23 protein-coding genes are annotated in these 25,112 nt (G+C 70.9%); 12 read left to right on the top strand and 11 right to left on the bottom strand.

What is annotated here, in order from left to right; genetic code table 11:
- Positions 1-228 precede the first annotated feature (228 nt).
- Both ACZ4QV_RS15160 and ACZ4QV_RS15165 read left to right on the top strand, forming a co-directional pair.
- Positions 229-1,146, top strand: coding sequence for an Lrp/AsnC family transcriptional regulator (locus ACZ4QV_RS15160; RefSeq protein ID WP_361156323.1), 918 nt, complete (start codon positions 229-231; stop codon positions 1,144-1,146).
- A gap of 216 nt (positions 1,147-1,362) precedes the next feature.
- On the top strand, positions 1,363-1,833 hold the full coding sequence (locus ACZ4QV_RS15165; protein WP_361156320.1) for a VOC family protein: 471 nt from the start codon (positions 1,363-1,365) through the stop codon (positions 1,831-1,833).
- A gap of 172 nt (positions 1,834-2,005) precedes the next feature.
- Here the strand turns inward: ACZ4QV_RS15165 and ACZ4QV_RS15170 are convergent, their stop codons facing one another.
- Positions 2,006-2,746, bottom strand: coding sequence for a DUF4097 family beta strand repeat-containing protein (locus ACZ4QV_RS15170; protein WP_467762960.1), 741 nt, complete (start codon positions 2,744-2,746; stop codon positions 2,006-2,008).
- 187 nt (positions 2,747-2,933) lie between these two features.
- Entirely contained in the window at positions 2,934-3,881 is a 948-nt protein-coding gene (locus ACZ4QV_RS15175) for a sigma-70 family RNA polymerase sigma factor (protein WP_467762961.1), read from the bottom strand.
- A gap of 209 nt (positions 3,882-4,090) precedes the next feature.
- On the opposite strand from ACZ4QV_RS15175, the gene ACZ4QV_RS15180 reads away from it, so the two are divergent.
- Positions 4,091-4,585 (top strand): carboxymuconolactone decarboxylase family protein, encoded by a 495-nt coding sequence (locus ACZ4QV_RS15180; protein ID WP_361156313.1) that lies wholly within the window; start codon positions 4,091-4,093, stop codon positions 4,583-4,585.
- Between the two features lie 61 nt (positions 4,586-4,646).
- On the opposite strand, the gene ACZ4QV_RS15185 is transcribed toward ACZ4QV_RS15180, so the two are convergent.
- Positions 4,647-5,279 carry an AAA family ATPase gene (locus tag ACZ4QV_RS15185; protein ID WP_361614586.1) on the bottom strand — a complete coding sequence of 211 codons (633 nt, stop codon included), beginning with the start codon at positions 5,277-5,279 and terminating at the stop codon, positions 4,647-4,649.
- A 139-nt stretch (positions 5,280-5,418) separates the two neighbouring features.
- The gene (locus tag ACZ4QV_RS15190) at positions 5,419-6,642 is read right to left on the bottom strand and encodes a beta-ketoacyl-[acyl-carrier-protein] synthase family protein (protein ID WP_361614583.1); all 1,224 of its coding nucleotides are present in this window, start codon (positions 6,640-6,642) and stop codon (positions 5,419-5,421) included.
- Positions 6,643-7,040: 398 nt separating this feature from the next.
- Here ACZ4QV_RS15190 and ACZ4QV_RS15195 point away from each other — a divergent pair, with 398 nt between their 5' ends.
- On the top strand, positions 7,041-9,263 hold the full coding sequence (locus ACZ4QV_RS15195; RefSeq protein WP_361156306.1) for an NADP-dependent isocitrate dehydrogenase: 2,223 nt from the start codon (positions 7,041-7,043) through the stop codon (positions 9,261-9,263).
- A 145-nt stretch (positions 9,264-9,408) separates the two neighbouring features.
- On the opposite strand, the gene ACZ4QV_RS15200 is transcribed toward ACZ4QV_RS15195, so the two are convergent.
- Positions 9,409-10,521, bottom strand: a complete 1,113-nt coding sequence (locus ACZ4QV_RS15200; RefSeq protein ID WP_361156304.1) for an FAD-dependent oxidoreductase — start codon at positions 10,519-10,521, stop codon at positions 9,409-9,411.
- A gap of 132 nt (positions 10,522-10,653) precedes the next feature.
- Here ACZ4QV_RS15200 and ACZ4QV_RS15205 point away from each other — a divergent pair, with 132 nt between their 5' ends.
- Positions 10,654-11,304, top strand: coding sequence for a TetR/AcrR family transcriptional regulator (locus tag ACZ4QV_RS15205; RefSeq protein WP_361614581.1), 651 nt, complete (start codon positions 10,654-10,656; stop codon positions 11,302-11,304).
- A gap of 4 nt (positions 11,305-11,308) precedes the next feature.
- Here the strand turns inward: ACZ4QV_RS15205 and ACZ4QV_RS15210 are convergent, their stop codons facing one another.
- Positions 11,309-12,079 (bottom strand): LysR family transcriptional regulator substrate-binding protein, encoded by a 771-nt coding sequence (locus tag ACZ4QV_RS15210; protein ID WP_361156298.1) that lies wholly within the window; start codon positions 12,077-12,079, stop codon positions 11,309-11,311.
- A gap of 58 nt (positions 12,080-12,137) precedes the next feature.
- Between ACZ4QV_RS15210 and ACZ4QV_RS15215 the strand changes: the two genes are divergently transcribed.
- The gene (locus tag ACZ4QV_RS15215; protein ID WP_361156295.1) at positions 12,138-12,542 is read left to right on the top strand and encodes a DUF5997 family protein; all 405 of its coding nucleotides are present in this window, start codon (positions 12,138-12,140) and stop codon (positions 12,540-12,542) included.
- A 413-nt stretch (positions 12,543-12,955) separates the two neighbouring features.
- Here ACZ4QV_RS15215 and ACZ4QV_RS15220 read toward each other — a convergent pair whose 3' ends face one another.
- From ACZ4QV_RS15220 to ACZ4QV_RS15240, 5 genes are all read right to left on the bottom strand, one after another.
- Entirely contained in the window at positions 12,956-14,404 is a 1,449-nt protein-coding gene (locus tag ACZ4QV_RS15220; protein ID WP_467762962.1) for an MFS transporter, read from the bottom strand.
- A 420-nt stretch (positions 14,405-14,824) separates the two neighbouring features.
- Entirely contained in the window at positions 14,825-15,133 is a 309-nt protein-coding gene (locus ACZ4QV_RS15225) for a hypothetical protein (protein WP_361156288.1), read from the bottom strand.
- A gap of 38 nt (positions 15,134-15,171) precedes the next feature.
- Positions 15,172-15,396, bottom strand: coding sequence for a 50S ribosomal protein L28 (rpmB, locus tag ACZ4QV_RS15230; RefSeq protein WP_361156286.1), 225 nt, complete (start codon positions 15,394-15,396; stop codon positions 15,172-15,174).
- A 402-nt stretch (positions 15,397-15,798) separates the two neighbouring features.
- Complete coding sequence (locus ACZ4QV_RS15235; RefSeq protein ID WP_467762963.1) at positions 15,799-16,287, bottom strand: LuxR C-terminal-related transcriptional regulator; 489 nt, start codon at positions 16,285-16,287, stop codon at positions 15,799-15,801.
- Between the two features lie 347 nt (positions 16,288-16,634).
- The gene (locus ACZ4QV_RS15240; protein ID WP_361614573.1) at positions 16,635-18,083 is read right to left on the bottom strand and encodes an MFS transporter; all 1,449 of its coding nucleotides are present in this window, start codon (positions 18,081-18,083) and stop codon (positions 16,635-16,637) included.
- Positions 18,084-18,831: 748 nt separating this feature from the next.
- On the opposite strand from ACZ4QV_RS15240, the gene argC reads away from it, so the two are divergent.
- From argC to ACZ4QV_RS15270, 6 genes are all read left to right on the top strand, one after another.
- Positions 18,832-19,860 carry an N-acetyl-gamma-glutamyl-phosphate reductase gene (gene argC / locus ACZ4QV_RS15245; protein WP_361156263.1) on the top strand — a complete coding sequence of 343 codons (1,029 nt, stop codon included), beginning with the start codon at positions 18,832-18,834 and terminating at the stop codon, positions 19,858-19,860.
- Positions 19,857-21,011: a bifunctional glutamate N-acetyltransferase/amino-acid acetyltransferase ArgJ gene (gene argJ / locus ACZ4QV_RS15250; protein ID WP_361614570.1), complete on the top strand. Its 1,155-nt coding sequence runs from the start codon at positions 19,857-19,859 to the stop codon at positions 21,009-21,011. The genes argC and argJ overlap by 4 nt, the downstream gene beginning before the upstream one ends.
- Complete coding sequence (gene argB / locus ACZ4QV_RS15255) at positions 21,008-21,955, top strand: acetylglutamate kinase (RefSeq protein ID WP_361156258.1); 948 nt, start codon at positions 21,008-21,010, stop codon at positions 21,953-21,955. Before argJ ends, argB begins: the two co-directional genes overlap by 4 nt.
- Entirely contained in the window at positions 21,952-23,205 is a 1,254-nt protein-coding gene (locus ACZ4QV_RS15260; protein ID WP_361156255.1) for an acetylornithine transaminase, read from the top strand. Before argB ends, ACZ4QV_RS15260 begins: the two co-directional genes overlap by 4 nt.
- An 8-nt stretch (positions 23,206-23,213) precedes the next feature.
- Positions 23,214-23,756: an arginine repressor gene (locus ACZ4QV_RS15265; protein WP_030017304.1), complete on the top strand. Its 543-nt coding sequence runs from the start codon at positions 23,214-23,216 to the stop codon at positions 23,754-23,756.
- Positions 23,757-23,879: 123 nt separating this feature from the next.
- Positions 23,880-25,049, top strand: a complete 1,170-nt coding sequence (locus ACZ4QV_RS15270) for a metal-dependent hydrolase family protein (RefSeq protein ID WP_361156252.1) — start codon at positions 23,880-23,882, stop codon at positions 25,047-25,049.
- The last annotated feature ends 63 nt before the right edge of the window (positions 25,050-25,112 follow it).

Raw genomic sequence — 25,112 nt, forward strand, 5'->3', positions numbered from 1 at the left:
AACAGACCCTGCGTACGAAATCATTGAGCGAAACTGTCACTCATGCCCCGCAAAACGAGCACTCCCGCAAACAGCCCCACCTCTTCAGCCGCCCCCGCACCCTCACCTACCCCCACACCCGCCCCCTCGCCCACTCCGTCACCAGCCCCCTCATCCGCTCCCTCGGCTGTCTCCTCATCCATCCCGTCTCCCGTCCTCGGACTCCGTGACCAGCGCCTGATCGCCGCGTTGCAGTGCGACGGGCGGCTGAGCGCGGAGCGGGCCGCCGAGGTGCTGGGGGAGAACCCCCGTACCGTGCACCGCCGCTGGCAGGCGCTGATCGGCGACGGCACGGTCAAGGTGATCGCCCAGCCCGTGCGCCCCGACTCGGTCGGTGCGCTGCTGCTGCGCATCAAGGTGCTCAAGGGCAAGCTGGACGCCCTCACCGCCGCCCTGGCCGCCCGCCCGGACATCCCCTTCATCGACCTGTCCGCCTCGGGCGACGAGATCTCCGCGGTCTCGTTCACCGAACCGGGATCCCGTGACCACCTGGTGTTCCGGCAGTTGCCGGCCACACCGGCGGTGGCGTCCGTGTCCGTGGCCACCGTGCTGCACGTGTTCTCCGAGGCGTCCGACTGGCGCCACGACGTCCTGACCGCCGCGGAACGCGCCGCCCTGACCCCGGTGCGCACCCCCTCCGCATCCGTACCGCCAGCCGTTTCCGAACCCGGAACCGGGCTCGATCCCGTCGATGCCGACATCCTGGCCGCCTTGAGCGACGACGCCCGCACTCCGGCGGCGGCGATCGCCGTCCGGACCGGGCACCCCGCCTCCACCGTCCGGCGCCGCCTCGCCCGCCTGATGGCCGACGGCCGGCTCAGCACGCAAGTGGCCGTGGACCCCAGGCGCCTGGGCCTGTTCATCGACGCCAATGTGATGATGCAGGTGCCCCCGGATCACCTGGACGCCGTGGGCCGCACTCTGGCCCGGCACCCCGCCGTCCACGGTGCGTTCGCCACCAGCGGCGCCGCGAACCTGCACGCCGCCGTCTGGGTGCCGGACCTGGCCGCCCTGTACCGGCTGATCACCGAAGACCTGACGGGCCTGGGCATCGCCGGTGTCGAGACCGTCATCGTCGGCCAGGCGGTCAAACGCCCCGGCAGATGAGCCGGAAAGCCTCCGAGCGGCGGCGATCGGACCGTTAGGCACAGCTTCGGCAGCGAACGGCAGCGAACGGTCCAGGACGGTACAGGGCGCTGCGAAAGGTCACTCGACGAAACCCGGGACGCCGCTTACCATCGGCGGCGACGGCATCGCGTGTCGGTCACCGACCGGGTGAGGCATGGAGGTGCCCGTGAGTTTGCCTTACGGAGGCATTCCACAGTGTCAGTGCAGTTGAACCACATCATCATCCACTCCCGGGACAACCGGGAGTCCGCCACCTTCCTGGCGGACATCCTCGGGCTCGAAATCGGTACGGAATGGGGCCCGTTCCTTCCGGTGGACACCGCGAACGGCGTCACGTTGGACTTCGCCACGGTCCCGGCGGAGTCGATCGTCATGCAGCACTACGCGTTCCTCATCGGAGAAGCCGAGTTCGACAGCGCCTTCGCCAAGATCCAGCAGGCCGGCCTCACCTACTACGCCGACCCGCACGGGAAGCAGCCGGGCGAGATCAACCACAACGACGGCGGACGCGGGGTCTACTTCTTCGACCCGGCGGGCCACGCGATGGAGATCATCACCCGCCCGTACGGAGGCGGCGCCCCGGTAGAGACGTCGGGCGACCCGAAAGAGGTGTCGGCCGGTGCGGTGGAGGCGTCGGGCGGCTCCGAAGTGACCTCGTCCGCCTGAGCGCTCCGGCCGCTGCCCTGCCGGGAGGGCAGAGCTTCCGGCACCTGAGTCCGTGACGGGGGCGGGCGCCCGCAACAGCAACCCGCGGGCGTCCGCACGACGACCCGTCGCTACGACCCTGTACGACGACTCCTTGCCCCGTCCCTTCCTGGTGGTCGTCCCGTCGCTCGGGTCAGCCTGCCTTGACCGTGAGGGCTCCGTTCGCCGTGGTGAGGTCGAGCCGGTATGCGCCGGCCGGGTCGTTGGGTATACCCAGGCTCTTGTGACCGTTGTCGGCCTCGGCGGCTATTCGGTAGCGGTGGTGCGGGCCGCCGGGCACGGTGAGGCTGATCGCACCGTTCGATGTCTCGGCCAGGACGTTCTGCGGTGACTCCGCGACGAGGTCGACGGCGCCGTTGCTGGTCCGCGCCTGTATCCCGTCCCCCTTCAAGCCGCGCCCGTGGATCCGGCCGTTGGAGGTACGGACGTCCACGGCGCCCGTCACGCCGTTCAGGTTCACCGCGCCGGAACTGGTGGTAACCCGTACCGGGCCGACCTCCGAGAGGCTCACCGCGCCGGACGCGGTTTCGCCCGTCACCGGGAGGCCCGCCGGCACGACGACCGTGTAGTGCACCGAGCAGTTCCTCCCGCAGTCACCGAGCACCAGTACACCGTTCTCCACGCGGTGGCTCGCTTTCTCGGGCCGCTCGCCCCGGTACCGCAGCTCGCGGTGGACCGACACGGTGTCGAGGGACTTCTTGCCGCGCAGGGTGAGGCCGCCCGAACCGCTGTCCAGGCGTACGGACTTGACGTCGGCGGAGAGCTTGGCGTCGTCCTCGTAGGTGGAGCGGTCCATGAGTCCGCATGCGCCGATCCCGCTCACAGCGATACCGGCCAGCGCGACGGCCGCGAGGACTCGGAGATGACGACGCACGGTTTCCCCCTTGGTTCAGTGCACGGTGCGCCACGCGCAGGTCGCGTGCGCGGTGCGGATCGCCGCGCCTTCCGATGCGGCGATCTTCAGGTTAGAGCGCCGTCCACAGCCGCGACCATGAGGAAAACCCCCGCTTCCACCTGCGGAACACCACAGTGCCGTCGGCATACGTTCCTCCCGTCAGCCGTCAGCCGTCAGCCGTCAGCCGCCTGGCGTCAGCGTCCGCGCCGAGTACCGTCAGGTCCAGCCCCCGCAGCCGTTCCGGATCGGCGAGGATGTCGATCGCGGCGATCTTCCCGCCCACGACGGTCAGGCCCATCACCGATACCGGCGCCCCGTCCACGACCGTGACCACCCCCGCGGCCCCGTTCACCAGCGCGTACCGCGCACCGTGTGCGGACCGCCGGAAAGCGAGCGCCCGCCCGGCCACCTCGTGCGCACCGCGAACTGTCCTGGTCAGCCCCGGGAACCCGGCGCCCGTGTCGGCACGGAGCACCACGTCCGGATCGAGCACCCCGAGCAACCCCTCGAAGTCACCGTCGCGCGCGGCGGCCAGGAAGGCATCGACCACCTCGCGCTGCCGCACGAGACCTGTGTCGGGCACGGCGGCCGCGTTCCGCACCCGGCGGCGAGCCCGGCTGGCGAGCTGCCGGGTCGCGGCCGGAGTCCGTCCGACGACGGGCCCGATCTCGTCGAACGGCACCCCGAACATGTCGTGCAGGACGAACGCGAGGCGTTCGGCGGGCGCCAGCGTCTGGAGCACCACCAGCAGGGCGAGGCCGACCGCGTCGGCCTGCAGCGCCTGCTGCTCCGGATCGGTCCCGTCCGTACCGCTGCCGTCCCTTCCGCCGCCGGTGGCCCTGCTGATGACGGGGTCGGGCACCCGTACGTCGAAAGGCTCCTCGCCGCGCGCCGTACGCGTCCGCAGCAGATCCAGGCACACCCGGCCGACGACGGTCGTCAGCCAGCCGCCGAGGTTCGCCACGTCGCTGACGTCGGAGCGGCTGAGCCGCAACCAGGATTCCTGCACGGCGTCGTCCGCCTCGCTCAGCGAACCGAGCATCCGGTAGGCCACCGCCCGTATATGCGCCCGGTGTTCCTCGAAGCGCTCCGCCAGGAAATCTTTCTCGTCCACCTGTCACATTCTCCCGTCGTGTTCCGTCAGAACGATGACGAATCGTTTCCCCTCGATGTGACGGACCGCCTCGCAGGACCGGTGCGCCCGGACCGACACAGGAACAGGGCAAGAGCAGCAGGACAGGAGCCACGATCATGCAGAGCACACAGAGCACACAAGGCACGCAAAGAATGCAGGACACACAGAACACACAGCGCGCTCAGGGCATGGCGGAAGCTCAAAACACGCAGAATGCCTACGCCGCCGTGCAAGCACGGATACCGAACCCGGCCATGCTCCTCCCCGGCGTCACGGAACCGGTCCTCGCCGTTCTCAAGGCGGTCAGGAAGGCCGGTGTACCGCAGGCCACGCTCGACCTGGTCCACCTTCGGGCGAGCCAGATCAACGGATGCAGCTACTGCGTGCACGGCGGCACGCTGCAGGCCCGGAAGGCCGGCGAGCGTGACGAGCGGCTGCACACGGTGGCGGCCTGGGCCGACGCCCCCTTCCTCACTCCGGCCGAGCGCGCGGCGCTGGCGCTCACCGAGGCCGTCACCCGGCTCAGCGACCGTACCGACCCGGTACCGGACGCGGTCTGGAACGAGGCCGCGGTGCACTACGACGAGCGGCAACTCGCCGCTCTGGTCCTCATGATCGGTATGACGAATTTCTTCAACAGGGTCAACGTCAGCACCCGGCAGGTCGCGGGCTCTGCCTGGTAAGGCCACCCGATCCACCGACCGGGTTCGCCGATCGAGCTGATCGGCCGGGCCGACCGCCGGGTCAGCCGAAGCGGATGTGCTTGACGCTCGTCCACGTACGGCGCAGCCGCCCACGGAGCGCGCTGTCGGTGTCGGGGGCCAGCTCCAGCCCGGCCGAGGCGGCGATGCGGTCGGCGACCTGTGCGACCGTACGCCGGTCGGTCCACACGTGCTCGCTGAACTCCGGCCCGCGCAGCCGCTCCAGACAGTGGTCCAGCTTCGCCACGGCGAAGCTCTCCCGCCGCAACGGGGTGTCCTTCCCGGCGACGAACCCCACCAAGTGCCCGAAGCCGCGCTCACGCAGCCGCCGCAGCACCGTCCGCCGGTCCGCGAGCAGTGCGAAGTGCCGGACGTCGTGGCCGTGGTCCCGCAGCCGGCCGACGATCTCCTCGAAGTAGGCGGTCTCCACGAGTGTCATCGGGGCGATCACGGTGCCCGGGTGCTTGGTCAGGGCCAGGTCCAGCACCTCGTGGACGCCCTGCCGCCAGGCCGGGAGGTCCTGGAAGTCGCCGCGCAGGGCCGGCGGCGTCATCCGGTGCAGGCCGAAGCCGACGTGCTCGGGGTCGCAGATGACGCTGCCGGGAAGCCGGCGCTGGATCTCGTGCGCGGTCTGCGTCTTGCCGCCGCCGAAAGGGCCGTTGATCCACAGGAGCATGGGCGGCACTGTACGAGTACGGGCTCCCGCGGGGCGAGGGCTTCCACGGCACCGCCTTCCGGCGCGCACCGTTTCCCGCCCCGTAGCCTCCTAGCCCCGTACCCCGTAGCCCGTCCCCGCCCCCTACTCCACCCCCCCCTCAGCGCGCCGCCGTGAACACCAGGCACGCGTTGTGACCGCCGAAGCCGAAGGAGTTCGTGAGGGCGGAGGACAGGGCGCCCTTCCGTGGCTCGCCCATGACGACGTCGAGGCCGACCTCCGGGTCGAGGGTGTCGACGTTCTGTGTCGCGGGGACGACACCGTCGCGTACGGCGAGGATCGCGGCGAGTGCGCCGGCCGCGCCGGCCGCGCCGAAGAGGTGGCCGGTCATCGACTTGGTCGCGGTGACGGACGGATGGGTGCCGACGGCCTCCGTGATCGACCGGGCCTCCGCGAGGTCGCCCAGTGGCGTGGACGTCGCATGGGCGTGCACATGCTCGATGTCGCGCGGGGACAGCCCGGCGGCGGACAGGGCCAGCCGCATCGCGCGGACCTGCCCCTCGGGGTGCGCGGCCGTGATGTGGTGGGCGTCCGAGGTGACGCCCGCGCCCGCGAGGGTGGCGTGCGCGCGGGCCGCGCGGGCGGCGGCGAATCCGGCGCGTTCCAGAACGACCACGGCCGAACCTTCGCCGATCACGAAACCGTCCCGGTCGACGTCGAACGGGCGTGATGCCAGCTCCGGCTCGTCGTTGCGCGTGGAATGCGCCTTGGCCTGGGCGAAACCCGCCAGCGGCAGCGGGTGGACGCACGCCTCGGCGCCGCCCGCCACGACCACGTCGGCCCGGCCGAGACGGATCAGATCCAGGCCGATGGCTATGGCCTCGGCCCCGGAGGCGCAGGCACTGACCGGCGTGTGGGCGCCGCCGCGCGCTCCCAGTTCGATGCTGACCCAGGCGGCGGGGCCGTTCGCCATCAGCATCGGGACGGTGTGCGGGGACACCTTCCGTACGCCGGACGTTTCGAGTACGTCGTCCTGGCCGAGCATGGTGAGGGCGCCGCCCGTACCCGTACCGATCACCACGGCCAGCCGCTCCGGATCGACGGCCGGTGCCCCCGCGTCGGCCCACGCCTCCCGGGCCGCCACGAGCGCGACCTGTTCGCACCGGTCCATGCGCCGGGCCTGCACCCGGTCCAGGACCGTACCGGGCTCGACCGCGAGCCGGCCCGCGATCCGCACGGGCAGTCCGGCCGCCCACTCCTCCTCGATGGCGCTGATGCCGGACCGCCCGGCCAGCATGCCGTCCCAGGTCGAGGCGGCGTCTCCGCCCAGCGGCGTCGTGGCGCCGAGCCCGGTGACCACCACATCCTCGGTGACCGCACGCATGAGATGAACCCCCTTTGTCGTATGGATACAACTTCCCGGGCCGAATCGGGTCGGGAAATGATCAACTTGGTGCTCACTCTGCCAGGGGAGCGCTGGAGTGACAGGTGGCAGCTTCCACGGAGTTCGGGGGCGTCAGGTTGTGGGAAGCATGCAAAACGGTCGCGGCGGGACGGCGCATACGAGTCGACTGCCGAGCGGGCGGCGACGGGATCCCGGTACGTGCCCCCGCCACCCCCGCCAACCCGGCTGACCCCGCCCGGAACCCGACACGTGACCTCGCCCGGAACCCGACAGGGACCCCGCCCGGATCCCCGACAGACCAGGGCCCTTCCTGTAAGGACCCGATCACGAGATATCTTGATGTCGAGCAATGTTGCAGACGTGGAGCGGAGCACCCGGTGACTGACTCGACCATCATCTACACACACACTGACGAGGCCCCGGCCCTGGCGACGTATTCGTTCCTGCCGGTGGTCGAGGCTTACGCCTCGACGGCCGGGGTCGCGGTGGAGAGCCGTGACATCTCCCTGGCGGGCCGCATCATCGCCGGTTTCCCGGAGTGGCTCCAGGAGGAACAGCGCATCGACGACGCCCTCGCCGAGCTCGGTGAGCTGGCGAAGACGCCCGAGGCCAACATCATCAAGCTGCCGAACATCTCGGCCTCGATCCCGCAGCTCAAGGCGGCCGTCGCCGAGCTGCAGGAGCAGGGATACGCGCTGCCGGACTACCCGGACGACCCGAAGACCGACGAGGAGCGCGACATCCGCGCCCGCTACGACAAGGTCAAGGGCAGTGCCGTCAACCCGGTGCTGCGCGAGGGCAACTCCGACCGCCGCGCCCCCGCCTCGGTGAAGAACTACGCCAAGGCCAACCCGCACCGGATGGGCGCCTGGTCGGCCGACTCGAAGACCGAGGTCGCGCACATGAGCGGCGACGACTTCCGCTCCACCGAGAAGTCCGCGGTCATCGCCGAGGACAGCACCCTGCGCATCGAGCTGGCCGGTGACGACGGCTCGACCACCGTCCTGCGCGAGTCGGTACCGGTGCTCGCGGGCGAGGTCGTGGACGCCTCCGTCATGCGCGTCGCCGTGCTGCGCGAGTTCCTCAAGGAGCAGGTCGCCCGCGCCAAGGCCGAGGGCGTGCTGTTCTCGGTGCACCTCAAGGCCACGATGATGAAGGTCTCCGACCCGATCATCTTCGGTCACGTGGTGCGCGCCTTCTTCCCGAAGACCTTCGCCGCGTACGGTGACGTGCTCGCCAAGGCCGGCCTGACCCCGAACGACGGTCTCGGCGGCATCTGGAAGGGCCTGGAGGCGCTGCCCCAGGGCGAGGAGATCAAGGCTTCCTTCGACGCGGAGCTGGCCGAGGGCCCGGACCTGGCCATGGTCGACTCCCACCGGGGCATCACCAACCTGCACGTCCCGAGCGACGTCATCGTCGACGCCTCCATGCCGGCCATGATCCGCACCTCCGGCCACATGTGGAACAAGGACGACCAGGAGCAGGACGCCCTCGCCGTCATCCCGGACAGCAGCTACGCCGGCGTCTACCAGGCCGTCATCGAGGACTGCAAGGCGAACGGCGCGTACGACCCGTCGACCATGGGCTCGGTGCCGAACGTCGGTCTGATGGCGCAGAAGGCCGAGGAGTACGGCAGCCACGACAAGACCTTCGAGATCGCCACCACCGGCACGGTGCGGGTCCTCGACCAGGACGGCAACGTCGTACTGGAGCAGACGGTCGCCACCGGCGACATCTTCCGCATGTGCCAGACCAAGGACGTGCCGATCCGCGACTGGGTGAAGCTGGCCGTCACCCGCGCCCGCGCGACCGGCGACCCGGCCGTGTTCTGGCTGGACGAGGGCCGCGCGCACGACGCGAACCTGATCGCCAAGGTCAAGCAGTACCTCCCGGAGCACGACACCGAGGGCCTGCAGATCGAGATCATGTCCCCGGTCGAGGCGACGAAGTTCTCCGTCGAGCGCATCCGCCGCGGCGAGAACACCATCTCCGTCACCGGCAACGTGCTGCGTGACTACCTCACCGACCTGTTCCCGATCCTGGAGCTGGGCACCAGCGCCAAGATGCTGTCGGTGGTGCCGCTCATCAACGGCGGCGGCCTGTTCGAGACCGGCGCCGGCGGCTCCGCGCCCAAGCACGTCCAGCAGCTGGTCAAGGAGAACTACCTGCGCTGGGACAGCCTGGGCGAGTTCCTCGCGCTCGCGGTGAGCTTCGAGCACCTCGCGCAGAAGACGGGCAACGCGCGCGCCCAGGTGCTCGCCGACACCCTCGACCGCGCGACCGGCTCGTTCCTCGCCGAGAACAAGTCGCCCAGCCGCAAGCTCGGCGGCATCGACAACCGCGGCAGCCACTTCTACCTGGCCCTGTACTGGGCCCAGGAGCTGGCCAAGCAGACCGAGGACGCGCAGCTCGCGGAGTCCTTCGCGGCCCTCGCGGCGACGCTGGCCGAGCAGGAGCAGACCATCGTCGACGAGCTGATCGCCGTCCAGGGATCGCCGGCCGACATCGGCGGCTACTACCAGCCCGCGGTGGCCAAGGCCGCGGCCGTCATGCGCCCGTCGCAGACGTTCAACCAGGCGCTCGCCACCCTCGGCAGCTGATACGGCGCCGGGCACCGGCGGACGGGTGCTCCCGTCCGCCGGCCGCCCCGCACCTGTACGACGGGTCCGCCCCGGCCGACAGCACTGCTGTCCGGCCGGGGCGGACCCGTCCCTGTTCGGCGCGCGCGGACGAGCCGGAGCCCGCTCACGGCACCAGGTGCTTCAGCCCCTCCGCGCACTTCTTCGCCAAGTCGGCGGACCGCGGCAGCATCAGCTCCTCGTACGCACGTACCGCGTCGTCCACCCGCTCCTCGCCGACCAGCGCCTGCGCCAGGTCGGCGCCGTCGAGCAGCGCGTGGTTGACGCCCACGCCCAGGGGCGGCATCAGGTGCGCGGCGTCGCCCAGCAGCGTGACGCCCGGCACGTGCTCCCAGATGTGCGGTACCGGCAGCGCGAACAGCGGCCGGTTGGCGAAGCCGTGGTCACCGTTGAGCATGGCGTACCGCAGTCCCTCGGCCCATCCGTCGAGCCTCTTCCCGAGGAACGCGCGCATCGCCGCCGTGTCGTCCACGTCCAGCCCGGCGGTCGTGAGCCAGTCCTGCGGGGCCCGGAAGGCCACGTAGACGCGGATGTGACCGTTGCTGTTCCGCTGGGCGAACAGGATCGTGGAGCCGGACTCCGCCACCAGCGTGCCCGGGCCGACCAGTTGCGCGAGGGCGGGGTGGCGTACGTCGCTGTCGTCGAAGCCGGTTTCGAGGAAGGCGACGCCCGTGTAGGCGGGGAGGGCGTCCGAGACGGCCGGGCGGACCCGCGACCACGCGCCGTCGGCGCCGACGACCAGGTCGAAGTCCTCGGAGCTGCCGTCCGCGAACTCCAGACGGCAGGTGCCGTCACCGAGCGGCGTGGCGCCGCCGACGGCGCTTCCCCAGCGGACCGTCCCCGGCGCGAGCGAGTCCAGCAGCAGCTTCCGCAGGTGCCCCCGGTCGATCTCCGGCCGGTCCTCGACGCCCGCGCCCTCGTCCCCCGGAGGCCACTCCTGTTCCAGGGCGGCCGCGGTGGCGTGATCCACCTTCCGCCACTCCTGGCCCTCGGGGCGGGACAGGGCGTGGAACCCGTCGAGCAGCCCCGCCGCGCGCAGAGCCGCCTGGCCCGTATCCGGGTGCAGGTCGAGACTGCCGCCCTGGGAACGGGCGTCCGCGGACGCCTCGCGCTCGAAGACGGCGACGGAACGGCCGTGAAGTTGCAGGATGCGGGCACAGGCCAGGCCGCCGGGGCCGGCGCCGACGATCGCGACGCGGGCCGCACGGGTGGAATTCATGGGTCCCCCTCCAGGGATGCGCGGAGCGCCGGACCGCACGTCCGGCGCCTCTCCAACTAAAAAAGCACACCCACTAAAAAAGTGCAATGAATTAACCTTCGTACTCGATGCACCACACGGTAGGCTGCACCCGTGACCGAACCCGTTCCCCGCATCGAGCCCCCGCCGCCTTCCCGGGGCGCCGCTCCCGTCGGCCGCCGCGAACGCAAGAAGGCACAGACCCGCAAGGCACTGGCCGACGCCGCCCTGCGGCTCTTCCTGGAGCGCGGCTACGAGCAGGTCGGCGTCAAGGAGATCGCCGATGCCGCCGACGTGTCGGTGACGACCTTGTTCAAGCACTTCGCCGGCAAGGAAGCGCTCGTCTTCGACCAGGAGGACGACATCGAGGCCGCCCTCGTCGCCGCGGTACGCGACCGGGCCCCCGGCCAGTCGGTTCTGCGGGCCCTGCGCGAGTACGTCCTGCTCTCCGAGAAGGACACCGCGCACCCGGAAATCGCCGCGTTCGTCCGCCTGGTGACCGACACCCCGGCGCTGAGCGACTACGCCCAGCGGATGTGGATGCGTCATGAATCGGCCCTGGCCCGCGCCATCGCCGAGGAGGTCGGCGCCCCCGAGGACGACGTCACCTGTGCCGCCCTGGCCCACTTCGCCCTCGCCTCCCGCACCCTCAGCGGCCAGTACACCACCCCCCGCCGGGCCACCGAAGAGATCTTCGACCTGCTGGAGCGGGGGTGGGAGGCGGTCCGTCCGGGAGCTGACCGGTCACGTCCGTCCGGAAGCTGACCGGTCAGCGGCGGGGCTTGCCCCGCTTGGCGCCCTTCGGGGCGCCGGAGCCGCCGCGCGGGCTGCGGGTGCCCTTGCCGGCGGGCTTGCGCGCGGCGGGCTTCTGGCGGGCGCCGGCCTTGGCCGGCTGCTTGGACTTCGACTGGGCCGGAGCCGGGGCCTGGGTACGGCCGCGCGAGCTGTTGACGGTCCGGCCGCGGACGATGCCGATGAAATCCTCGACCTGGTCGGTGGTCCGCTCCTCCGGCCAGGCCAGCGCGACCTGGGACTGGGGGGCGTCCGTCAGCGTCCGGTACTTGAGGTCCTTGCGGTGATGCAGCCGGGCCAGCGACTGCGGGACGACCAGCAGGCCGATGCCCGCCGCGACCAGCTCGATGGCGTCCGCCGTCGTCGCGGGCCGCTCGAAAGCGGGCTGCCCCGGCGGGCGCTCCCAGCCGAGGGTGTCGTCGAGGGGATGCAGCACGACCTCGTCGGCCAGATCCTCGAGGGAAACCTCGTCGGCCGCTGTGAAGAGGTGGTCCTTCGGGACCACGACCACCGTCGTCTCCGTGTAGAGCGGGATCGCGCTGAAGAACGTACGGTCGGCCGGCAGCCGTACGAAACCCGCGTCGGCACCGCCGTCCCGCAGTACGTCGTACGCCTCGGCGGGAGGCGTCGCGACGAGTTCCAGCGGGATGCCGGGCAGCCGCTCGTTCCAGATACGCACCCACTTCGTGGGCGTCACCCCCGGGACGTACGCGAGCCGGAACGAGAGGGTTTCTTCCGAGCCTGTCACTCCGCCAGGTTACCGGTCGTGGTCAGCGGTAGCGCACACGATCGATACCCTTGACATCATGACGTCGCACCAGAACACCCAGACGATGAAGCCCGCGACCGCGGCGAAGAAGCTGGGTGTGTACCTCGAAGCCACCCCCGCCGCGTTCCAGGAGGGTGTCGTCTCGCGCGCCGAGCTGAACGCGCTGCAGACCGACCCGCCCGAGTGGCTCCGGGAGCTGCGGCTCAACGGCCCGCACCCGCGGCCCGTCGTGGCGGCGAAGCTGGGCGTCTCCATCTCGGGCCTCGCCCGCGGCGGAGTCACCGAGGCGCTCACCACGGAGCAGATCGACGCGCTGAAGGCGGAGTCCCCCGAGTGGCTCCAGAAGGAGCGCGCCACCCAGGCCGAGGTCCGCAAGGAGAACGTGCGGATCAAGGAGAAGCACAAGGTGGAACAGGCGAAGCGCGAGCAGCAGGACCAGTAGAACGTAGAACAACGCGTAACGAGTAACCGTCAGCCGGCACGGAACGACAAGCCGGCACGCAGCCGGTGGCAGAGGAGCGCGGGCGAGGGGAAACGCCCGCGCTCCCCTCACCTGCCCTGACGCCGTCATCGCCACCGATGCGGCGCTTTCTCCAGACGCCGTCATCGCCACCGATGCGGCCGTTTTCCTGACGCCGTCCGACCCGATGCGTTCGTATTTCTTCGGCGCGGCCTGGGCGCAGGACCGTGGTCTCGCTTTCGACCGTGAGCTGCTGTTCGTCTCGACCCTGCCTGCCCCACGACGTTCGGTAGCCGGTGGCAACAGTCTGATGGCAAAACGGGCGGACGGCTGCGACGCCGGCACCGGTCTGTCGGCGGCCCCGCCCTGATGGTGGCAGGCGGGGCCGGTGTGGGTCAGGTGTGCCGTGCCGGCTCGGGCAGCCGGAACATCAGAGCCCACATCACCGCGAGGGCCGCGATGACATACCAGATGCTGCCCGCGAAGGCGCTGGTCACGGTGGTGCCGTGGCTGCCTGCGGGGGCGTGGGTGAAGAACACCACGGAGGCCAGCGCGATACCCATGGCGGTGCCGAGCTGCATCGCGGTGTTGAACAGCCCTGCCGCGGAGCCCGCGTCCTCGTGCTCGACCTGGCTGAGGGTGAGGCCCGCCAGGCCGGCGCCGATCATGCCGAAGCCGAATCCGAGGAGGATCATCGGAGCGACGGCGGCCGCGAACGGTGTACCGGTTCCCTGGCCGTTCACCAGGAGCTGGTAGCCGACCAGGGTGACGGCGACCAGGAGGACACCCGCCTGAGGCACCCGCCGCATGTGGCGTGCGGCCCACTTCGAAGCGAGCATCGCACCGGCCATACCGCCGATCGAGATGGCGACGGAGGCCGGAGCGAACTGCCCCGGGGACAGGCCGAGCCCGTCCTGCATGAACAGGGTCCACGTCAGCAGGAACACGCCGGAGACCAGGCCGAAGACCAACTGGGCGGCGAGCCCGCCGGTGAACGCCTTGCCCTGGAACAGGGAGAGCGCCACCAGCGCGGAGCCGTCCCTGGCAGTCCTGGCCCGCTGCTGGGCGACAAAAACGGCCAGCACGAGGGCGCCCGCGACCAGCATGGCGAAGCTCCAGGCCGGCCAGTGCCGCTCGCCGCCCACGGTGAGCGGGTAGGCGATCAGCAGGACACCGGTGCTGGACAGCACCATGCCCAGCGGGTCCAGGCGCCGTGCCTGCTGTTCTCGGGACTCCGCGACGAACCGGAGACCGAGCAGCACCGTGGCCAGGCCGATGGGCAGGTTGATCAGGAAGATCGGCCGCCAGCCCAGTCCGGCGATGTCGGCAGCGGTCAGGACGGCACCGAGGACGGGGCCGAGCACACCGCCGAGCGACATGATCATGCCGTACAGGCCGAACGCCTTGGCGCGGGATTCCCCGTCGAAGGTGACGTGGATGGTCGCCAGGACCTGCGGCACCATGGCCGCCGCCGCGGCGCCCTGGAGGGCTCGCGCGGCGATCAGAACGGCCGGGCCGGTGGCGATGCCGCACAACAGCGAGGCGAGGGTGAACACCGCGGTGCCGGCGAGGAAGATCCGCTTGCGGCCGTAGAGGTCACCCAGGCGCCCGCCGGTGATCAGGGCCAGAGCGAAGGCGAGGGTGTAGGCGGCGGGGATCCACTGCACTGCGGCGCTGGAGGCGCCGGTGTCGGCCTGGATCGACGGCAATGCGGTGTAGACGATCGAGCCGTCGAGCGCGTTCATCAGCTCGGCGACCAGCACCACGATCAGCGTGATCATGGCAGTACGGCCCGGCCCGGCGCCAGGGCGCGGCCGGACGGAGGTGGAGGTGTCGGTGGACACGGAAACGAGGATTCCTGTTCGTGTTGAGGGTGGGACACGGGCAAGCCTGGGCGTGCCCGTGTCGCCTGCAAGCGCGACAGGAGCGGAGAAGGGCATGACGAAACCCAGGCCATCGGGTACACCGCGGGGGAGGCGTCGCCGGGAAGGCCGCCAACGGCGGACAACCGGAACAGCGCCTCACAACGAGCGGTTACAGGGCCTGGGAGATACGTCATCACCTCGAAACGCGGAACAGATGAAGCGCGAACGCGCTTCGCAATCTTTTCCAGGGTAGAGGAGGCTTCATCCTGGGCAAACCCATTTATTTCGTCCGCCCTGCCCCAGTCCTGTCACTGCCCGGCGCCCTGCACGGGCGCGATCTTGGAAATGCCGTTACGGCCCGCTTCCGCAACGCAACGGAGGGCGGAGTACCGGATGACATCAGCCCTGACCCGGGGGCTGCAAACGGCTGAGCAGCCGTTTACTGTGCCGTCCATAGTCCGGGTCATTGAGGGCGGCGGTGACGAAATCCGTATGCCGCAGTCGGCGGTCGAGGCGCGCCTCAAGGCAGCCGATGCAAAGGACACTTTCCTCGTCGGCGCCGGCGCGCTCCCATACGCTGTCCATGACGGTGTACCACTCGTCCGGGCCGTCAAGGGGTGCGGTCAGCAGCCCGCAATCGTGACAGGGAAACTCATCCCTCTCGGGACGGCGACACCACCTGCCGACGACCGCGTCGAGGATGCGCATCCTGTCCTTGAGATGCCCGAAGTGACGGCCCGAAAGGCTTACGCCGAGACCCGGCGCTCCACCTTGCCCTTTTTGATGCACGAGGTGCACACCTTCATACGTACGGGCGTGCCGTCCTTGACCGCCCTGACCGGCTGGATGTTCGGATTGAAGCGGCGGCTCGACCGCCCCTTGACGTGGCGGACCTGAGCCCGGAGCCCCGCGCGCGCGACGCGTTTCCCGAAGCTGGGCTGCTTGCCGCATACATCACATCGACTGGACATCGTGTCTCCCGGTTCTGCGACGGATACCGTCGCCCTTTGTTCCCTTGACTGACCATGCGCTTCAGAGCTGGCCTGACCGGCACTCGGCGAAGCATCGCCGGCCGTGAAGTCGCGGGCTCGTCATTTGGCATTCAGCACTGGCCAGGAGAAGGCCGTGCTGGAGGCGCCGGGCCGTCCAACGGCCCGCGCCGAGTTCATACTCTTCCAGAACCATTCGGAACGCGCTCCGCCGATTTGCACTCCGGTTTCCCGGTCAGAAATGCGCTGACCTGCGGATATGTGAAGTGAGGCGGCATCAGGGGGCATCGCGGAAGCTCCTGCGGAGAGGCAAAGTGCATCGTTCTTCGTGCAGATTGCACGCCTCGATCGCGTGGAGTCCTGGCCGGGCGCCGGAGCCCTCGGTCAGATCCAGCCGTGTGTGGCGGCGGTGCGTATCGCCTCGATGCGATTGCGTGCTCCGGTCTTGCGGTTGATGGCGGCGAGATTGTTGCGGACCGTTCCCGGTGAGAGATGCAGCGTCCCGGCGATTTCCTGAGGTGTGTGTCCTTGGGCGGCCAGGCGGAGGATGGCGACGTCACGTTCGCTGAGCGGGTTGTCGGGGGCGTGCAGGGCGTCGGCGACGATGTGCGGGTCCAGGACCCGCTCGCCACGGGCTGCCGTCCGAACGGTGTCGGCCAGTTCTCTGACGGATGCGCCTTTGCTCACGACCCCGTCCACCCCTGTCTTGAGGGCGGTCCGCAGGGCACCGGGGCGATCAGGAGCGGTCACGATGATGATGCGGCAGGCGGGCAGGGCGGATTTGAGCTGTGCTGCGGCCGAGATCCCTTCCAGGCCGGGCAGGTTGGCGTCCAGCAGCGCCACGTTCGGGCGGGTTCGCAGGGCGCTCGGCACGACGTCGTCGCCCCCGCGGTACCTGCGCGACCACGTGCACACCGGGTTCGGACGCGAGGACAGCGGAGAGTGCCTCGCGGGTCAGTCGCAGACCATCTGCGACCAGCACTCGGATCATGGGGTGGTAGTTCCTCTGTGAAGGACCTCGGGAAAGGAGAGCGCGGTGGCCGGCCCGGTCAACTCCGGGCCTTTCCCCGCTGTCTCCGACGTGGTTCCCAGTTCCGTAAGGGGGTTTGGACGGGGCACCGGCACACGGCGTGCTGGTGCGCGAGCGGCTTTCGCAGCGGCGGCTGTGCGGCAGGTCCTGGGCCCGGACCCGCCGCGCCGGTCCGGGCCCAGGAGGGCGGTCAGAATGTTCGCCGGCGTCCGGGCAGCAGGAGCATGAGAGCCCACATCGCCAGCAGGGCGCCGATGACGTACCAGATGGTTCCGGTGAACGCCGTGGCGACGGTGGTTCCCCGGCTGCCGGCCGGAGAGCGGGCGAAGAACACCACGGAGGTCAGTGCCGTACCCAGAGCGATCCCGAGCTGGGTCGAGGTGTTGAACACCCCGGACGCGGAGCCGGCGGAGCCGTGGTCGGCCTGCCCCAGGGTCATCTCGGCCAGAGCCGCCCCGATCAGGCCGAGACCGAGCCCGACCACCAGCATCGGAGCAACGGTCCACGCCAACGGCAGGCCGGTGCCCCGGTCCGCGATCAGCCACGCGTAGCCGCCCAGTGTGGCAGCGGCGAGCAACGCCCCGGCCTGCGGAGCGCGCCGTCCCTGACGGGCGGCCAGGCTCATCGCCAGCCAGGCACCGGCCATCTCCCCCAGAGAGGCCGTCACGAAGCCCAGCGCCGCCTGACCGGGAGACAGGGCGAGGCCGTCCTGCATGAACAGCGTCCACGCCAGGAAGAACACGCCCGACAACAGACCGAAGACGAGCTGAGCGGCCAGACCACCGCAGAAGGCCCTGCTCCTGAACAGTGCCGGCACGACCAACGGGGCGGCCCCCCGCGCGCTCCTGGCCCCCTGCTGGAGCACGAAGACCGCCAGGGCCGCCAGGCCCGTCGCCGGCATGAACAGGCTCCAGGCGGGCCAGTGGTGTTCCGCGCCGACCGTCAGCGGATAGGCGATCAGCAACAGGCCCAGACCGGACAGCACCATGCCCAGGGGGTCGAGGCGCCGGGCGTCGCGCTCCCGGGACTCGGGGATGCAGCGCAGGCCGAGGAGCACGGCCGCCAGGCCGATGGGCAGGTTGATCAGAAAGATCGGCCGCCAGCCGAGGCCGAAGAGGTCGGCGCCGGTGATGACGCCTCCCAGGACCGGCCCCAGGACGCTGCCCAGCGACATGACCGTGCCGTACAGGCCGAACGCCCTGGCCCTGGAGCCCTCGTCGAAGGTGACGTGCAAGGTCGCCAGGACCTGGGGAACCATCGCCGCCGCGGCGCCACCCTGGACGATGCGGGCCGCGATCAGCAGGCCCGGGGCACCGGCGAGACCGCAGACCACGGATGCCGCGGTGAAGGCGCCGGTGCCCAGGAGGAAGACCCGCTTGCGGCCGTAGAGGTCGCCCAGGCGGCCGCCGGTGATCAGCCCGAGGGCGAAGGTCAGCGCGTAGGCGGCGTGGATCCACTGCACGGCGGCGCTGGAGGCGCCGGTGCCGGCCTGGATCGAGGGAAGCGCGGTGTAGACGATCGAGCCGTCGAGCGCGTTCATCAGCTCGGCGGCCAGCACCACGATCAAGGTGACGGTGCGGGCCCGGCCCGGCCCGGCGGCGGGGCGTGGCCGGACGGAGGGAGAAGTGTCGGTAGACACGGAAACCAAGATTCCTGTCCGCGTGGAGGAGGGAAAAGGGCAGGCCCGGGCATGCCCGTACGCCTACAGCGCGACAGGAGCGAAAGGTATGACGAAGCCCAGGCCATCTGGTGCACCGCCGCCGAGGCATACGTCAGCAGCCCGCCATGGCGGGCAACCGGAAAGAGCCTCAAGACGAGCGGCTACAGGGCCTGGGAGATACGTCATCACCTCACAACACATCGTCGGGCCCCCGAACGGGCACGACAGAGCCGCATCAGGCTAGGAGTCCCCGGAAGAGCCCCGCAACCGAATATCCAGCCCATGACGGATGTTCTGCGCAGCCGGGCAACCGGCGCCCGGCGCTCGTGTGACGTAACTGCCGCCTCCTCCTGGCGAGTCGGGACCGGCCCGGACCGCGCGATGCCGTCCGGCGACCGACTCACCCACCACCTCCGCACCGCGGCCTCCACAAGAGCACCCTCGCCCGTGCTGGCGACCTCAGGAGGTCGCCTGTTCCGGCCTCCTCGGTCGGTCGCGTTCACTGCTGTGTGAGCGGCTGCCCGGTGTCGATGCTCCGGGCGCGTTGCTGCCGTACGGGCCGGAACGTAGCAGCAGCACCGCCGCCCGGTCCCCGCACCGGCCGGACGACCTCGTCGCCGTCACAGGACCAGGCCGTGGCCCACGAACGCGGTCCCTCACCCGCCCCACCCGCCATTGCATAAACCTGCCGTATTCCGTATAGTCATGCCTCCAAGGAGGAGGATCCATGCCAGTACGAGCAGCAGTGGCCGGAGCGAGTGGCTATGCCGGGGGAGAGGTGCTGCGGCTGCTTCTGGGGCATCCGGAGGTCGAGATCGGCGCGGTGACCGCGCACGGCAACGCCGGGCAGCGCCTCGGAGTGGTGCAGCCGCACCTGGTGCCGTTGGCCGGGCGGGAGCTGGTGGCCACCACGGCCGAGGCGCTGGCCGGGCACGACGTCGTCTTTCTCGCGCTGCCGCACGGGCAGTCCGCCGCGGTGGCCGAGGCGCTGGGGCCCGAGGTGCTGGTGGTGGACTGCGGGGCGGACTTCCGGCTGGCGGATCCGGCGGCCTGGGAGAAGTTCTACGGTTCGCCGCATGCCGGCACCTGGCCGTACGGGCTGCCCGAGCTGCCGGGGGCGCGGGAGGCGCTGCGCGGGGCGCGGCGTATCGCGGTGCCGGGCTGCTACCCGACGGCCGTCTCGCTGGCCCTCTTCCCGGCGTACGCGGCGGGGCTCGCCGAGCCGGAGGCCGTCGTGGTCGCCGCCTCGGGCGCCTCCGGCGCGGGCAAGGCGCCCAAGCCGCACCTGCTGGGCAGCGAGGTGATGGGCTCGATGAGCCCGTACGGGGTGGGAGGGGTGCACCGGCACACGCCGGAGATGGCGCAGAATCTGGGCACCGTGGCGGGGGAGCCGGTCACCGTCTCCTTCACGCCGACCCTCGCGCCCATGTCCCGCGGCATCCTGGCCACCTGTTCCGCCAAGGCCCGGCCCGGCGTGGACGGCACCGACCTGCGGGCCGCGTACGAGAAGGCGCTGGGGGACGAGCCGTTCGTCCAGTTGCTCCCCGAGGGACAGTGGCCGTCCACCGCGGCCGTGTACGGGTCGAACACCGCGCTGGTGCAGGTCGCGCTCGACGCGGCGGCCGACCGGATCGTCGTGGTCAGCGCCATCGACAACCTGACGAAGGGCACCGCCGGCGGCGCGGTGCAGAGCATGAACATCGCCCTGGGCCTCGACGAGGCCACCGGGCTCTCAACGATCGGAGTCGCACCGTGAGCGTCACGGCAGCCAAGGGTTTCTCGGCGGCGGGCATCGCCGCCGGGATCAAGGAGAACGGGAACCCGGACCTCGCCCTGGTGGTGAACAACGGTCCGCGACTGGCCGCCGCCGGCGTCTTCACCGCCAACCGCGTCAAGGCCGCTCCGGTCCTGTGGTCCGAGCAGGTCCTCAAGGGCGGCCGGGTCTCGGCCGTGGTGCTGAACTCCGGCGGCGCCAACGCCTGCACCGGTCCCGAGGGCTTCCAGGACACCCACGCCACCGCGGAGAAGGCCGCCGAGGTGCTCAAGGGGCACAGCGCGGGTGAGGTCGCCATCGCCTCGACCGGCCTGATCGGCGTACGGCTGCCGATGGACAAGCTGCTGCCGGGGATGGAGAAGGCGGCCGTCGAGCTGAGCGCGCACGGTGGGGAGAAGGCGGCCATCGCGATCAAGACGACCGACAGTGTGCACAAGACCGCCGTGGCCGGCGGGGACGGGTGGACGGTCGGCGGCATGGCCAAGGGCGCGGGGATGCTCGCGCCGGGGCTGGCCACCATGCTCGTCGTGCTGACCACCGACGCGGACCTGGAGCCGCCGGTCCTGGACCGGGCGCTGCGCGACGCGACGCGGACCACCTTCGACCGGGTCGACTCCGACGGCTGCATGTCCACGAACGACACGGTGCTGCTGCTGGCCTCGGGCGCCTCCGGGGAGGTCCCGGAGTACGACGCGTTCGCCGACGCGGTCCGCACGGTCTGCGACGACCTCGCGCGGCAGCTCATCGGGGACGCGGAGGGCGCGAGCAAGGACATCCGCATCGAGGTCGTCGGCGCGGCGAGCGAGGACGACGCGGTCGAGGTGGGCCGGTCCATCGCCCGGAACAACCTGCTGAAGTGCGCCATTCACGGCGAGGACCCGAACTGGGGGCGTGTGCTGTCCGCCATCGGCACCACCTCCGCCGTCTTCGACCCGGACCGGCTGAACGTCGCCATCAACGACGTCTGGGTCTGCAAGAACGGCTCGGTGGGCGAGGACCGGGACCTGGTCGACATGCGTTACCGGGAGGTACGGATCACCGCCGACCTCAGCGCGGGCACCGAGTCCGCGGTGATCTGGGCGAACGACCTCACCGCCGACTACGTCCACGAGAACAGCGCGTACTCCTCATGAGCACCCGCAAGCACACCGCGCTGCCCAAGGCCCGCACCCTCATCGAGGCGCTGCCCTGGCTCACCCGCCACCACGGCAAGACCGTCGTCATCAAGTTCGGCGGCAACGCCATGGTCGACGAGGAGCTGAAGGCCGCCTTCGCCCAGGACGTCGTCTTCCTGCGGCACGCCGGGCTGCGGCCGGTCGTCGTGCACGGCGGCGGCCCGCAGATCAGCGCCCAACTGGACCGGCTGGGCCTGACGTCGGAGTTCAAGGCGGGCCTGCGCGTCACCACGCCCGAGGCCATGGACGTCGTACGGATGGTGCTCGCCGGACAGGTGCAGCGCGAACTGGTCGGGCTGCTCAACCAGCACGGCCCGCTCGCCGTCGGCATGACCGGCGAGGACGCCCACCTGATGACCGCCACCCAGCACTACGCCGAGGTGGACGGCGAGCGGGTGGACATCGGGCGGGTCGGCGAGGTCACCGCGATCGACCCCGGCGCCGTACGGGCCCTGCTGGACGACGGCCGCATTCCGGTCATCTCCTCCGTGGCCCGCAGCGCCGACGAGGGCGACGGGACCGGCGTCTTCAACGTCAACGCCGACACCGCCGCGGCGGCGCTGGCCGCGGCCCTCGGTGCCGAGACGCTGATGGTCCTCACCGACGTGGAGGGCCTGTACGAGGACTGGCCGCACAGCGACGAGGTGATCTCCCGGCTCACCGCCACCGAGCTGGAGAAGCTGCTGCCCGACCTGGCCAGCGGCATGGTGCCGAAGATGCGGGGCTGCCTGCACGCCGTACGCAACGGGGTGCACACCGCCCGGGTCATCGACGGCCGGGTGCAGCACTCGATCCTGCTGGAGATCTTCACCGACGAGGGCATCGGCACCATGGTCGTGCCGGACGCGGAGACGGGCGCCGGTACGGACGCGAACGTGAGCGAGAAGGTGGGAGCGGCATGAGCGGCACGGCTACAGGGACAGCGCTCGGTACGGCGGCGGGCGCGGCGTCCAACACGGCGCTCACCGAGCGCTGGCAGGGCGCCATGATGGACAACTTCGGCACCCCGCGCGTCCCCCTCGTACGCGGCGAAGGCGTCCGTGTCCAGGATGCCGACGGCAACGACTACCTCGACTTCCTCGGCGGCATCGCCGTCAACGCCCTCGGCCACGCGCACCCCGCCGTCGTCCGCGCCGTCTCCGAGCAGATCGCCACGCTCGGGCACGTCTCCAACCTCTTCGTCGCCGAACCGACCGTCGAGCTGGCCGAACGGCTGCTGCGGATCGCCGGCCGCCCCGGCCGGGTCTACTTCTCCAACTCCGGCGCCGAGGCCAACGAGGCCGCCTTCAAGATCGGGCGGCTGACCGGGCGTCCGCACCTGGTCTCCACCATCGGCGGCTTCCACGGCCGCACCATGGGTGCCCTCGCGCTCACCGGCCAGCCCGCCAAGCAGGCCCCCTTCCGGCCGCTGCCCGGCGACGTCGACTTCGTACCGTACGGGGACGCGGAAGCGCTGCGGGCCGTCGTCACCACCGACACCGCCCTCGTGATCATCGAACCGGTGCAGGGCGAGAACGGCGTCGTCGTACCGCCCCCCGGCTACCTCGCCGCCGCCCGCGAGATCACCGCCGCCACCGGCACCCTGCTCGTCCTGGACGAGATCCAGACCGGCATCGGCCGTACGGGCCACTGGCTGGCGTCGCAGGCCCAGGGTGTCGAGGCCGACGTGATCACCCTCGCCAAGGGCCTCGGCGGCGGCCTGCCCATCGGCGCCACCCTCGCCTTCGGCCCCGCCGCCGATCTGCTGACCCCCGGCTCGCACGGCTCGACCTTCAGCGGCAACCCGGTCGTGTGCGCGGGCGCGCTCGCCGTCCTCGACACCATCGAGGCCGACGGACTCCTCGACCACGTCAAGCGGGTCGGCGAGCGGCTGCGTGGCGGGATCGAGGCGTCGGCGCACCCGCTCGTCGGCCAGGTCCGCGGCGTGGGACTCCTCCTGGGTATCGTCTTGTCCGAGCCCCTCGCACCGCAGGTGCAGCGAGCGGCTCAGGACGCGGGCCTCCTGGTGAACGCGGTCGCGCCGGACGTCATCCGGCTCGCCCCGCCGCTGATCGTCTCGGACGACGAAGCGGATACGTTCCTCCGGAAGCTCCCCGCCGTCCTCGACGCGGCCCTCGCAGGGGCACACGGGGAACAACGATCCGGAGACTGACGACAACGATGACCGAGGCGCAGGACAACGAGACGCTGCACGGGGGGCCTGCCGTACCGCAGACCCGCACCGCACGCCACCGCCGGATCGTGGACATCCTCAACCGGCAGGCCGTCCGCTCCCAGAGCCAGCTCGCCAAGCTGCTCGCCGACGACGGCCTCTCCGTCACCCAGGCCACCCTCTCCCGTGACCTGGACGAACTGGGCGCGGTGAAGATCCGCAACACCGGCGGTGAGCTGATCTACGCGGTACCGAGCGAGGGCGGCGACCGCAAGCCGCGAGCGCCGCTGGGGGAGTCCGCCAAGGAGGAGCGGATGCGCCGGCTCTCCGGGGAACTCCTCATCTCCGCCGAGGCGTCCGCCAACCTCGTGGTCCTGCGCACCCCGCCCGGCGCCGCCCAGTTCCTCGCCTCCGCCATCGACCAGGCCGAACTGCACGACATCCTCGGCACCATCGCCGGCGACGACACCCTGATGCTCATCAGCCGCGACCCGGCCGGCGGCCAGGCCCTCGCCGACCACCTGCTGCACCTGGCGCAAAAAGCACGCTGAACCGCGGGTTCCCCGCCCGGCCACCCGCCCGGCCGCTGTACTGGGCCTCCGTCCAGGCCGCCGCGGCCGGGCGGCACGGGGCCCGCCTCGGGTGGCCGGGAAGCACGCGGCACGGGAGGCCCGATGCTGGCCGTACGCGCACGAGCACTGTTCGACGGAGTGGGACCAGGACTGACCGAACGGCCCACCGTACTGATCGAGAACGGCCGGATCGCCGCCGTCCGCCCCGGCGGGGTCCCGCTGATCGGGACCGAGATCCTCGACCTGGGCGCCGCGACCCTCCTCCCCGGCTTCATCGACACCCACACCCACCTGGCGTTCGACGCGAGCGACGACGTCATCGGCCGGCTCACCACCGCCGACGACACCACCCTCCTCGACCGCGTACGAGCCGCCGCGCGAGCCTCCCTGACCGCCGGAGTGACGACCGTACGAGACCTCGGCGACCGCGGATACCTCACCCTCCGCCTGCGCGCGGAAACCGCACAGGACCCGGCGGCCGGCCCACATGTGATCGCCTCCGGTCCGCCCCTCACCACCGCCCGCGGCCACTGCTGGTTCCTCGGCGGCCGGGCGGAGGGCGTGGACGGCGTCCGCGCGGCGGTACGAGAACGGGCCGAACGCGGCGCCGACCTCGTCAAAGTCATGGTGACCGGCGGCGACCTCACCCCCGGCTCGGACCCGTACAGCGTCCAGTACGGCCGCGACGAACTCCGCGCCATCGTCGACGAGGCCCACCACCACGGCCTTCGGACGGCCGCCCACGCCCACGCCACCACCGGCATCCGCGAAGCCGTGGCCACCGGCTTCGACACCATCGAACACTGCTTCTTCCTCACCGGGACCGGCGTCGACTTCGACCGCCAGGTGATCGAGGAAATGGCCCACCGGGGCACCACCGCCTCCCTCACCCTCGGCGCCCTCCCCGGCGGCCCCCCACCCCCCGCCCACATCGCCCGCCGCATCCCGTCCCTCGTCACCGGCCTGGCCACCCTGCGCGAAGCCGGCGTGACCATGGCCTTGGGCAGCGACTCCGGCATCTTCCCGGTCAAGGCCCACGGCAGCTACCCGTACGGCATCACCGCCATGGTCGACTTCGGCTTCACCCCGGTGCAGGCCCTGCGGGCGGCAACGTCGACGGCGGCACAGGTATGCGGCCTGGGCGATCGCAAGGGCCGCATCGCGGCGGGGTACGACGCGGACCTGGTCGCGGTGGGCGGGGATCCGGTGGCGGATGTGGGGGCGGTGCATGACGTGATCGCGGTGATCCGCGGTGGGCGGCCGATCACCTGAGACAAGGAGCACGCAGAAGGGCCCGTCGTCCGGAATCCCTTCCGGACGACGGGCCCTCACAGC

Source organism: Streptomyces sp. NPDC026394 (assembly GCF_055567735.1).